The organism is Legionella navarrensis, from assembly GCF_052527415.1.
In genome coordinates this window covers 1-11790 of record NZ_JBNVZR010000036.1, presented here as the reverse complement: position 1 = coordinate 11790, position 11790 = coordinate 1, and the positions used below count along the sequence as shown (strand labels likewise).

Sequence of the window (11790 nt, the reverse complement as noted above, 5' to 3'; positions counted from 1 at the left end):
GAGGGAGAAGGGAGCAGAGCCTGCCAACTGATTAACTTCAGTTCAAATTAAGATGGGACAGCCCTAAGCGCGTCCCCAGGTTTTGTTGACTTTTTGTTGGGATGGATATATTATCCAAAAAGTATAAATTATATTCAATTGAGGCTCGCATATAACATGAAAATTACTGCTTAAGTACGCCCTGGCTCAATAAGGGCAATTTTTAACGTCGTTGACGCCCTTACGGTACTTAAGAGTATTTTATTATGCATAAGCCGATTCAGTTTAAAAATCTTGCACTTTCATTTCCGCATAAAACCTGCTTCTCAGAATTTCATGGTCAGATTTTGTATGGCAGTCGTATTGCGGTTATTGGTCGTAACGGTTGCGGTAAATCCAGCCTGTTGAATATGCTGCGGGGTATGGTAGAGCCTGCGGATGGGGAGATAAGTCTGCCCGATCCGTCTCGCATTGGCTATGTGCCACAACAGATGGATGCATTTGGTAGTTTAAGTGGTGGGCAGCGGCTGAATCGCGCGTTGACGCAGGCCTTGTCCGTTCACCCGGATCTGTTGCTGCTGGATGAGCCGACAAATCATCTGGATAAGAAAAATCGTCGTTCTCTGCTGCGTTTGCTGCATGCGTTTAAGGGGACTTTGATTGTCGTTACGCATGATGTGGAGTTACTACGTAACACGATTGATACCATCTGGCATATTGATAATGGAAAAATTACTGTTTTTTCAGGAAATTATGATGATTATCAACGCGAAAAAGCAATCAGACATGCGTCACTTCAACAAAATATCAGCCAGCTGGTTGCGCAAAAAAGAGAAAATCATCAGGCGTTAATGAAAGAACAGGAGCGTGCCAGAAACAGTCGTATCAAAGGTGAAAAACATATACAACAGCGCAAGTGGCCAACGGTCCGTTCCGCAACGAAAGTCACGAATGCGGTGGAAACATCAGGCCGTAAACAACGGGCTCTGCATGACAGAAAAGAAGCTGTCAGTCGCCAATTGACAGAATGCAGACTGCCGGAGGTTATCAAGCCCGGATTTTCCCTCCCAGGCAGAGAGAGTAACCGCCTGCTCGTTGCTGTCGGTCAGGGTGAGCTTGCGTTTTCGGGAGGTGCCGCAGTTTTGACTGACATTCATCTGCATATCCACTCCAGGGAGCGTATCGCCATTGTGGGTGATAATGGTTCTGGAAAATCATGCTTGCTGAAAGCGATATATGGGGGTAGGGATGTGCAGAAAACTGGAGAGTGGTCGGTCACTGGTTCGGTTGGGTATCTGGATCAACACTATGACACGCTCTCAGGCGATACGGTTATGGACGTGATTTCTCAGGCCATGCCTAAAGCAACGTATCTGGAAATCAGGCGTCATTTGAACGATTTTTTATTTCGAAAAAACGAAGAAGTAGACGCCTTGATATCCACCCTGTCTGGTGGTGAGAAAGCGCGGCTGTCATTGGCGGTGATTGCTGCAAAAACGCCAGACTTACTCTTGCTCGACGAAATAACCAATAATCTCGATCTGGAAACCCGTAATCACATGATTGAGGTATTACGTGAATATCCCGGAGCCATGATGGTTGTTTCGCACGATTATTATTTTTTGAAATCTATAAATATAAGCCAGTGTTTTCACGTTCAGAATGGACGGATTAACCTGACCTCAGAATTAGAGGAGTATTATGATTAAACAGACTGTTTCTTTACGACAATTTCTTTTTGATATTATCAAGCCGTACAAATGGTACATAGCCGCAATGATTTTTTTTGCCGTTTACTGGGCTGTCTATAACTCTCTGGCTCCGTATGTTTTAAAGCTGATTATTGATAGAGTAGTGACGTTTGAGGGGGATAAGTCACTCGTTGTGCAGGCTGTTATGCCACTCGTGGCTCTGTACATTGTCTTATGGATTGGTGTTGCTCTGAGCATGCGTTTTCTGGACTGGGTAAGACTAAGACTGTTTCCAGCTGTTCGTTATGATATAACGACCAATATGTTCGATTATTTAGGTCGACATTCGCATCATTATTTTCAAAATAATTTTGCCGGCAGCCTGTCTAATAAAATTTCGGATATGCAGGCCGCTTCCGTCAATATATATACAACCCTGGACGATGGGTTTGCGCAGTGCATTGGCCTTTTTATGGCTATTGTGATGATGCTTCTGGTGCATCCTGTTTTTGCCCTGGTTTTGCTGATATGGGCAGCAGCATTTGTTCTGATTGCGCTTTGTTATTTTAAACCGGTACGCGATCTTTCAAACATTTTCGCCACCAGTAAAACAAGTCTGGTTGGTAAAATGGTAGACAGCATCAGCAACATGGGAAACGTGCGCTTATTTGCCAGAAGTCAGTATGAAAACAAACTGATAGAAGAAGCAACAACAGATGTCATCAACAAAGACCGCCGGATGCAATGGGCAATTATCAAAATGCGCATTTTCTGGGACATCAGCATCATTTTTCTGATTGGACTGAATATTTGTATTCTGGTGAATATGTACAGTAAAAATCAGGTCTCTGTAGGGGATTTCAGCTTTATTATTTCGTTGTCTATCAGCATTTTTTATAACTTATGGTACCTTGCCAGTCAATTCGTCAATTTTGCCGAAGAGCTTGGAAAATGCAGACAGGCACTGACGATTATTACAGCGCCTCTTGAGATTGTTGACGTACCGTCGGCACAGCCGCTTCGGGTTACAAAAGGTGAGATCGCATTCAGTCAGGTATCTTTTCACTACGAGGAGGGTGCCTGTCTTTTCAAAGATAAAAACATTGTGATCGAGGCCGGTCAGAAAGTCGGGCTTGTGGGATTTTCCGGCAGCGGAAAAAGTACGTTTGTTAATTTGATTTTACGCCTGTTTGATCTTGAATCTGGCGAAATTACCATTGATTCTCAGAATATAAGCAAGGTAACTCAGGCCTCACTGCGCGAAAATATTGCCATGATTCCGCAGGATATTTCATTGTTTCATCGCAGCCTGATGGAAAACATTCGCTATGGGCGCTCGGAGGCCAGCGATGAGGAGGTCATCGAGGCTTCCATCAACGCTCATTGCCATGAATTTATCAGTCAATTAGCGGGAGGCTATCAGGCCCTGGTTGGCGAGCGTGGTATTAAACTGTCTGGTGGTCAGAGGCAGCGCATCGCAATTGCCCGCGCGATGTTGAAAAATGCACCCATTCTGATTCTGGACGAGGCAACCAGCGCTCTGGATTCCGTGACCGAAAAGCACATTCAGGAAGGCCTGCATGCCTTAATGCAGGGCCGGACAACCATTGTGATTGCCCATCGATTATCAACCTTATCCGAAATGGATCGCATCCTGGTGTTTGAGGGTGGTCAGATTGTTGAAGACGGCGGGCACGATGCGCTGCTTGCCCTGGGAGGACAGTATGCCAGAATGTGGCATATGCAGGCGGGAGGATTTTTACCTGACAGAGACGTGCGGGGAGCCGTTTGAAAAATCCACAACGCAGTGACGGTCATCACTGCGTTCAGTCTGGCCCGTGTTTTCGAGACCAGGATGGATTCGAGGGACTTAACCCCGCTTATTGCTGGACGAAGGGGGTGGTGGGGTTTCTGACGGATTTTTAATACCCATTTTTCGCAGGATTGTTGAAAAAAAGCCACTTTCAGAGGTTTTGGCTGGCGCGGGAGCCTGAGCTAAAGACGCTCGTTGCTGCGCCCTTATCTGTTCCATCTGTTCTGGCAAAAGCGCACGAGACAGAGCGCTGGCCGTGGCAATTTCAAAAGCGAGGTCAACATTCATATTGTCTCTCGAGCTGGTGGCAACGCCGGGGTGACCGACATCCTCACAAAACGCCTGGAACGTTTCAAATGAGACAGCATTTTCTGCGGAAGAAACAAGATCGAGCTTGTTACCCACGATCACGACAGGCACTGTGGCTCCTGCATATCGTTCGATTTCACGCAGCCATTGCCGTACATGCTGAAAGGACAATGCGTCTGTAAAATCAAAGCACAGCATAACTGCGTGCGCACCTCTGTTATGATGACCGCCATGAATGGGCCTGAATCGCTCCTGACCCACGGCATCCCATATCTGCAGTCTGGTTGTGCGACCAGCCATCTGAATGGTTCTGGTTTTGAAATCCACACCAAGGGAAGAAATGTAGCTGCCTGTAAATAAGTCATCGGCATAACGCAGAAGCAGGGAGCTTTTTCCGGCTCCTTGATCGCCAGCCAGCCTGATTCTGAATTGATAATCATAATCTGGCGCAAACCCGGATGTTGATGACGAGGCGCCATATCCGGATGAGCTTCCCGCCGAAGATTGAGGCAACGCTCTGGCATTCATGATGGCGCGAAGGTCATCTGAAACATTGGCAGTAATCGGCATTTCCAGAGCAGGAGCCAGAATGGTGGATGAGGAAGAAGGCAATCCTGATGCTGAACGAGAGCTGGAGCTGGAACTCGAACTGGAACTGGAACTGGAATCTGGCCTTGACGCATTTGAGCGTGAAGATGAGGAAACAAGGTGAGCCGCTGTGGCCTGATATTTTTTTGTGCCTGAGGACAGCGCCAGATGACTCAGTTGTAATTGTTGGGTAATGAGCTGCCTTACAAGGTTCTCGAGCTGATCGGCTGCAGGAGCTGTCCGGGTGCGGGCGGATAATGTTGAGGCCGAAGACAGTGACTTGTTAATCAAAGCGAGCATCTCTGTTGGATTAACAGGAGCGCTCACGGAAGTTTCTTCGACCATGGCCGTCAGGGCGGCTAAAACGACATGTGGATTCTGCAGACTGGTTTTCCATGTGCTGCCTGCCACCATGGTTTTTAAATTTTCCCGCAGTGCTGTTTTCATCTGGTCGTCATAAAAACCGAGCCTGCCATCATACTTGTTGTTTAAATAGGTTTTCGCGCGACGAATTTCCGCCTCAACGGTTTGTTCCAGTATCAGCAGGGTGTCCTGGGCCTGATGGCTGCCTTGTGCTCTCAGTTGATCGGTGATGGCTATCATCACTTCCCTGTATACACTCAGATAATGGTAGGCCTCGGCGTCTCTCTGATATTGAGGTGAACCAAGGGGTAAATAATCAGGGGGCAGGGTTACCCGGGCTGCCATTTGCGCAATGACACCGGCTCCCAGTCCGGCATGTTGAGCCTGCAGCCGGTTCATGTTCTCGATGGCCTCGGACTGACGGCTGCTCCAGGTGCGGTATTCGGCATGATAGCGACGCAGAAAATCCTTGTTTTCACTGGTCATGTTATCGTCGTTGAGAAAATGGGAGGTAATATCGATTTCGGCCTTGTGTTTTTCTTCCTCACTTTTGGCGGCTTTTCTTAACGGGTGATTGTTGATGATGCGGTCGAGGTGTTCGTAATTTCCCTGAATTTCGCGGTAAATATTCAGATAATACCTGTATTCAAGCACATCTTCTTCCTTCATGTCTGGCCTGACGGCGGAGCTGCTGGCCATTTGAGCTCTTTGATAAATGGCCGGGATATGAATGATCGCTTCCAGCGCCCGGGAAAATGCCATATTCACTGGAGAAAAAATCTGGCCATTTGCCAGTCTTATATTATTTTCCTGACTTCCGCTGTTACAGGCTACAGCGACGAACACCTGCCTTATCATATCCTGCTCCCGCACCAGGAATGTGCTGGGATCAACGATAAATCTGCGTTCTTCGCCCGGATTAACGAAGGGTTCTCCACTAATACCATCTGCTGCGTCATCGCTAAGCAGAAACTCGTTAAGCCATGTATCGAACTTTTCAGGATCCGGGTCAATCCGGTAGGCATCCATACGCTGCAGATAGACTTCCATCAGGGTTTCAAAAGGGCGGTTTCTGACATAGGGAAAGCCGTCTCTATCAAAACCTTTATTTTCAATTGCTGCCGCCTGCGCAGTTGCTGAGCCCTTTATTGTTCTGCCATCTGGCATAATCCTGGTTTCAGACAGTGGTTCTCCTGCCTCATCGAAAAAACAGGAGGGTAAGGAAGGTATCTGGACATTTTCAATATTGATCATGACAAAGTGTTCGCTGTTAAGCCAATCGCTGTCAATGTCTATAGGCTCTAACGCGCTTGACGACGAGGCAACCGGGCGGTGGGCCGCCATCGCAGGAAGCTCCGCATAGTAAGCCTCAATCAATTCCTCCGGTAGCTCACTTATTTCGTCAAAAGAAAGCGGCATGCTGACACCAGGCAGGCAGCCCAGCGCCGCAAAATCTGCCTGAAAAGGCTCTTCAACAGGCTGCAGCCAGCCGTAAGACCAGAGATTATCCAGTACTTTGTTTAAAAGGACACCTCGTTTGGAGAAGTCCTGGAGGGCTGGAGAGGGATCTTCATGCCAGGTGCGCAGCAGTAACTGCGTGTCCGAATCCAGGGCATCCTTCAGGCTGTCCAGGAGGTCTCGCAATTCCTCAATGGAATCACCTTCGCCCATGACAACACCCACTTCATTAAACAATTGATATTTCATGATGATCCTGTAAATACTGTTCGCAAACAGATTAGATTGTATTAATATTATATTATATGATTGTATTTGTAAATCATTGGTCTGGCAAAGGTCATTTTGGCGTAGACGGCGTTTAAATCTCTCCCTCATTCCCGTGTCAGACTGCTTAAAGAACAAGTTCTTGCGTCAAGCGAAATATAGACTTAAGATGGCTGTTGTTTCGCAGACAGGCATGGTCTCCGGTCGCGGTCCTGTTGGCCTGCTCGCGCTGTTTATTCCATGAGTCTGCGTACTGTTTCTCGTATTTTTTATTAAAAGGATTTAAATCATGACCAAAATCAAGCAACTCAGTGCTTTTTGTTTATCTCTAGGCTGCTCGTCGGTACTTATGGCGGGAACTATGGGGCCTGCTGTAAAACCCGAATCATGGTATCTGGTTGGTGGCGCTGGTGCTTCCTGGTCACAGGATGCGGATATCAGAGTTGATCCAGCCATTTGGGATCCAGCCAGGCAGGGATATTCCAGTAATCTGGATTCTTCCGCATTATTGATTTTTGGCGCAGGCCGATATATTACAGACGCTTTCCGTATTGATGCCCGATATGAACACAGAGGTGATTATAACTACTCCAGGTTTCAGACAGGCGTTAACAACGGCGTTCCCGGGTTTACCGGCGACCAGCGCACACGAAAATTTGAACTGGACAGCAACAGCTTAATGGTGAATGGCTGGCTGGACCTGGGTACTCTGAATTCAGCTTTATTATGGCAGGCAGGCTCCATGAGTATTCAGCCTTATGTCGGCGGTGGAATAGGTGTAGATTACCTGAACGTCAAAAATTTCAGAACCATTGCTGATCCGTTTGGGGGCAACAGAAACGAAATCGCCTCCATCAATCAGACCACAACCGATTCCCAATTTGCCTGGCGGGTGGGTGCGGGATTATCGGCGCAATTAACCAGCAGAACGACGCTGGCCGTAGGCTACGATTACTTTGATGGCGGTAAAATCCCATTCCCTGATTTCATCCTCTCTTCTTTATCCGCTCCCAGCGGGAGAACGGGTGTCAGTGTTACCCCATGGCGTGGATCATTTACAGCAAATGAAGTGTATGCTGAGTTGCGTGTTCTGTTCTAGAGGCTGTTGACATTTGCTCCCCATCCCCCAACAACGTCGTACCGCGGCTTGACCGCGGTATCTATAAATGGCCAACTTTTCACGCTGAACCACTGGATACCGCGGACAAGCCGCGGTACGTAGGCGGCGGGGGGTAACTGTCAACATGCCCTGGTGCCTGATCAACATTAAGTACAGGGGTAGGGTGGGCAAAGAAGCGTAGCGACGTGCCCACCATGCTTGCCGGAGCGTTGCACAGTAGTTGATAACAGGCATCCAGATGTGCTTTGGATAAGTGCTCCCGTTCGTATTTCTTAAAGTTATTCAGTTTAGGCCCACTGATGGAGTCTACGATAAACCTGCGATTTTCATAAGGCAGCTGCAAAACGTCGACAGAGGTCAATCCGTCAGCATTACAAATGGCCGGATCAGCAGAATATGTCATCAAAATTTCAATAAGCTCCAGATCGCGGCGCGCGCAGGCTATGTGAAGCGGTGTAAACTCTGCCTGAATCGCCAGTGGCTTTAGGAAAAACTCCTGTTTTATCTCCCTGCGCAATACAGGAGCGGTTTTGAGGTCAGGATTGGCTCCGGCTTCACACAGTTCTCTGACGAGGCTTACATGGCTTGCAACCGGCGCGTTGTGTGAATCCGCGTCTCTGTAGCCTTTGGCAACAGCCAGATGAAGCAGCCCCGTGCCAAATCCCGTTGACAGTCTGTTAATATCCAGCCTTGGGCAGCCATCCTCTGGAGGCAGAGACAGGATATTCCTGATAAAGCGAATGGCATCTTCCGACTGTGCATTGGAGATTTTAAAATGCAGGCTGGTATTTCCCCAGCAGTTGTTGGATTCATTAAAATCAATGCCAGGGATTAAAGACAGCTGCCTCCAGATGTCCTGTTCTACCATGGGCCATGCTCTACCAAGAGAGGAAATATTCAGACTTAACGTCTGATACAGGGAAAATCCCTGTCTGCCTGAGAGCAGGCTTTTCGAATGGAAGTCAGCACCGCTGGCTAAATGCATCAGGAGGCTGAGAAATGCAGGATGGATATTGTTTTGGTCGTCAAGCCATAACCTTGGGCACTCATCAATGGCCCAGTCTGTTAATAACAAAAAATTAAGCTTGTCTGGATTTTTAATATCGTCTGACTTAAGCTCTCTTTTTCGAATTTTTTTTATTATGAATCTCGTTAGATTTTGAAGTGCGCTGTTAAACTGGTGTTGAAAATCAGGATCATCAGCAAACAAAGCATAATGCGCGAGGATTTTCTCTATCAATGCAGGATCGCTTGAAAATAAGCTCTTACATAATTCTTCACACGACTGTTCAGCCTGTTGAGTAAAAGAATGAGAAAAAAACACCGTACACTCCGTTCAATAGTCGATAACGTATTTTATTGAATTTATAAATTTAATACCAACTGATTTAAGTTGAGAATACTTAAACCAGAAAGCCTGTTCAAAACTCCTTGAGTATTCGCCCGCATTCCAGGCAGCATAACCATAACTGTCTGAGTTGAAGCAAAACAAGGCGAGTAGCAGGGTAACGTAGATGATTAAAGATGAGGTGGCTGTAAATTTTTAAGCAGTTAGACTAAAATGATGATATGTCTATAACAAGGGATTGTGAAATGAAACTATTGACCAAATTTGCCATCAGATTTTTCTGGGTATTTGCAGCATCCTGTTTAATGGTTCAATCAATCGCTTTTTCATCCACGGTTCCTGCCTTTGCAACAGCAGTACAAGGGTATGATGTAACCGGATATTTTACTGAAAACAAACCCGTTAAAGGGAATGGCGACCATGTGGTTATCATCGATGGTGTTTATTATTTGTTTTCCAGTGAGAAGAGTAAAGCCTTATTTAAGGCAAATCCGGACAAATATATCCCTCAATATGGCGGCTGGTGCGCTTTTGCAACCTCTATTGGTAAGAAAATTGCCAGCGACCCACTGGCATGGAAAATTGTAGATGGTAAACTCTACCTGAATCTTAATGAACGAGTCCAAAAAATATGGGCTAAAGACATACCAGGCTACATCAAAAAAGCAGATGCCAACTGGTTGAAAATTAAAGATATAAATCCCGATGATTTATAGGGTAGTACTGTTTCTGTTTAATTTTGACAGGATTAAATGGAAATAGTAGTAGTTAACTGTTCAGTACTTTACATAGGCAGTAGTTAAGAAAGTCAGTTTTTTTATGAGGATAAATATGATTCTACGAGGGGCCTGTTTTCGAAAGCCTTATATCGTTTGGTTTTTAGGTGCTTTTTTCTTTTTTATTGATTATATTCTGCGTGTCTCTACCAGTGTCCTGACCCCCGTGCTGATGGAAAAATTTCAAACGACGGCCTTTGCTATTGGTGGTTTCTCAGCCTGTTTTTATTATGCTTATATTGGTATGCAAATCCCCGTCGGCATCCTGGTTGACCGATTCAGCCCGAAATGGCTGCTTGTCATGGCATCGGTAATTTGTGCGCTAAGCGCACTCATTTTTGCAGAAATGAATAATTTATATGTAGGCTTTTTTAGCCGGTTTCTTACAGGCTTTGGGGCGTCATTTGCATTTGTTGGAACATTGAAATTAATTTCGCTCTGGTTTAAACCGGAGCGTTTTGCCTTTCTTGCCGGGTTAACACAGGCATTCGGAATGTTGGGTGCAATGATTGGTCAGGGGCCCATGGCTGCTGTTTACCATTCGGTTGGCTGGCGTGTCAGTATGTATGGATTTTTTGTTTTATTTTTGCTTATTTCATTTCTCATGATTGTATTTATCAATAATAAACATAATCAAATCGCCGTTAAAAATGCCAGTGAACATCGTGAGGTGAAAATCTGGAAATCCATCAAATTGATTTTATCCAATTCACAATCCTGGCTGAATTGCCTGTTTATTGGTCTTTTATACGCACCAAGCGCATGTTTTGGTGAACAATGGGGAGCAAGTTTTCTCAGCAGATGTCAGGGTATATCTATCGAAGCTGCGGGACATGAAGTGGGTATGATGTTCATTGGTCTGGCTATAGGTTGCCCGGTTTTAGGCTGGGTTTCAGACCAGATGCGTCGTCGTTTGATTGTCATGCGGGTAAGCGCCATAGCCTGTTTTATTCTCTTGATCCTCGTCATTTACGGTGGCGCTTTATTTGGACAGGCATTACTGAGTCCCGTGGTTTATACCGTCATTCTGTTTTTATATGGATTTTTTAACAGCGGCATTGTTATATCGTATGCCATGGCTTCTGAAATAAATCCACGCCAGCTTACAGGCCTGGCGCTGGGGGTTACGAACATGGCTTCGGTCATTATCGGGGCGGTCATGATCCCGGTGGTCGGGTTTATGCTCGATAGATTATGGACGGGTACCATCCTTAATAATGTCCCTGTCTTTGGGGTCAAAGAGTATCAAACAGCCTTTGCTACCCTGCCAATTGGTCTCCTTATTTGCTTTTTCATTACGTTTTTTATAAAAGAGACCTATTGTAAACCTCAGCCTGGTATCCAATAAATTCGAATTTTATGCGTCATTTTGTGTCGAGAAACTCAGTCTGGATTCAATATTGACAGGGTGCTGCTTACTGACAATAGGCGGCTCCCTCGGAAAAATCATCATCGTCGGTTAACTCAGGAAATGAATCAGGCAGAAAACCAATTCCGGGGCAGCAGCCGGCACTTTCGATATGCGCTCCTACGTCATTCATCCATGATGCTATGTGATCAAGCTCCTGTTGTTCTTTATCCTGTTCAAATCGTTTTCGGGCCGTTCTTGATTGAGCACACAGGTGTTCAACACACTCCCTTACCGAGGGACGTAAAGGATAGACGGATTGATGCTGCGTGGAGATATGGTGCAGGCTGTTAAACAGGTAACCTTCCATTTTGTAAAAATACGCTTCTATCAGCGCCCTTTTTTTAACATCACTCTGTAAATAATCATGAAACATTATCCGTATCAAATCAAAACCACCCCTGTAAAAGCTGAAAAGCATCCGCTTCGACTCCTCTGCATCGGTAAACGTTTTTTGCTTCAGGCCATTCAAAAACGGGAGCAGTTTCTCCTTATGAAGATCGGTCACCTTTTGAACGTATTTTTCACTGATAGACTGGAAAAACGAAGGCTTAGGCATGGTTCAAATCCTTAAAATTCAATTGAAAAAACTTCAAATTACGCTTGCCGATCTATTGGGTGCCAAATAAATCTACCAACCAGTACCTTGCCAGGATTAAATACAGGGGTA

At 45.9% G+C, this 11790-nt stretch carries 8 protein-coding genes; 5 read left to right on the top strand and 3 right to left on the bottom strand.

The annotated features are described in order from the left end of the window. Positions 1–242 precede the first annotated feature (242 nt). Entirely contained in the window at positions 243–1688 is a 1446-nt protein-coding gene (locus ACQUTA_RS12875) for an ABC-F family ATP-binding cassette domain-containing protein (protein WP_444988672.1), read from the top strand. Further along, complete coding sequence (locus tag ACQUTA_RS12870) at positions 1681–3462, top strand: ABC transporter ATP-binding protein (RefSeq protein ID WP_444988671.1); 1782 nt, start codon at positions 1681–1683, stop codon at positions 3460–3462. Before ACQUTA_RS12875 ends, ACQUTA_RS12870 begins: the two co-directional genes overlap by 8 nt. Before the next feature lie 78 nt (positions 3463–3540). Here the strand turns inward: ACQUTA_RS12870 and ACQUTA_RS12865 are convergent, their stop codons facing one another. Further along, positions 3541–6450, bottom strand: coding sequence for a GTP-binding protein (locus ACQUTA_RS12865; protein ID WP_444988670.1), 2910 nt, complete (start codon positions 6448–6450; stop codon positions 3541–3543). A gap of 307 nt (positions 6451–6757) precedes the next feature. Here ACQUTA_RS12865 and ACQUTA_RS12860 point away from each other — a divergent pair, with 307 nt between their 5' ends. Then, positions 6758–7567 carry an outer membrane protein gene (locus ACQUTA_RS12860; RefSeq protein WP_444988669.1) on the top strand — a complete coding sequence of 270 codons (810 nt, stop codon included), beginning with the start codon at positions 6758–6760 and terminating at the stop codon, positions 7565–7567. A gap of 79 nt (positions 7568–7646) precedes the next feature. Here ACQUTA_RS12860 and ACQUTA_RS12855 read toward each other — a convergent pair whose 3' ends face one another. Further along, complete coding sequence (locus ACQUTA_RS12855; RefSeq protein ID WP_444988668.1) at positions 7647–8912, bottom strand: ankyrin repeat domain-containing protein; 1266 nt, start codon at positions 8910–8912, stop codon at positions 7647–7649. A 269-nt stretch (positions 8913–9181) separates the two neighbouring features. Here ACQUTA_RS12855 and ACQUTA_RS12850 point away from each other — a divergent pair, with 269 nt between their 5' ends. Together ACQUTA_RS12850 and ACQUTA_RS12845 are read left to right on the top strand one after the other, a co-directional pair. Further along, positions 9182–9652: a YHS domain-containing (seleno)protein gene (locus ACQUTA_RS12850; RefSeq protein WP_444988667.1), complete on the top strand. Its 471-nt coding sequence runs from the start codon at positions 9182–9184 to the stop codon at positions 9650–9652. A 115-nt stretch (positions 9653–9767) separates the two neighbouring features. Next, the gene (locus ACQUTA_RS12845; RefSeq protein WP_444988666.1) at positions 9768–11060 is read left to right on the top strand and encodes an MFS transporter; all 1293 of its coding nucleotides are present in this window, start codon (positions 9768–9770) and stop codon (positions 11058–11060) included. A gap of 67 nt (positions 11061–11127) precedes the next feature. Here the strand turns inward: ACQUTA_RS12845 and ACQUTA_RS12840 are convergent, their stop codons facing one another. Then, a complete protein-coding gene (locus ACQUTA_RS12840) occupies positions 11128–11679 on the bottom strand; it encodes a hypothetical protein (protein ID WP_444988665.1) in 552 nt (183 codons plus the stop codon). Between the last annotated feature and the right edge of the window lie 111 nt (positions 11680–11790).

What these genes read in the sequence shown, in the direction of transcription:
- ACQUTA_RS12870 (WP_444988671.1), top strand. Translation starts at nt 1,681, where the DNA reads ATGATTAAACAGACTGTTTCTTTACGACAATTTCTTTTTGATATTATC.
- ACQUTA_RS12865 (WP_444988670.1), bottom strand. Translation starts at nt 6,450, where the DNA reads ATGAAATATCAATTGTTTAATGAAGTGGGTGTTGTCATGGGCGAAGGT.
- ACQUTA_RS12860 (WP_444988669.1), top strand. Translation starts at nt 6,758, where the DNA reads ATGACCAAAATCAAGCAACTCAGTGCTTTTTGTTTATCTCTAGGCTGC.
- ACQUTA_RS12850 (WP_444988667.1), top strand. Translation starts at nt 9,182, where the DNA reads ATGAAACTATTGACCAAATTTGCCATCAGATTTTTCTGGGTATTTGCA.
- ACQUTA_RS12845 (WP_444988666.1), top strand. Translation starts at nt 9,768, where the DNA reads ATGATTCTACGAGGGGCCTGTTTTCGAAAGCCTTATATCGTTTGGTTT.
- ACQUTA_RS12840 (WP_444988665.1), bottom strand. Translation starts at nt 11,679, where the DNA reads ATGCCTAAGCCTTCGTTTTTCCAGTCTATCAGTGAAAAATACGTTCAA.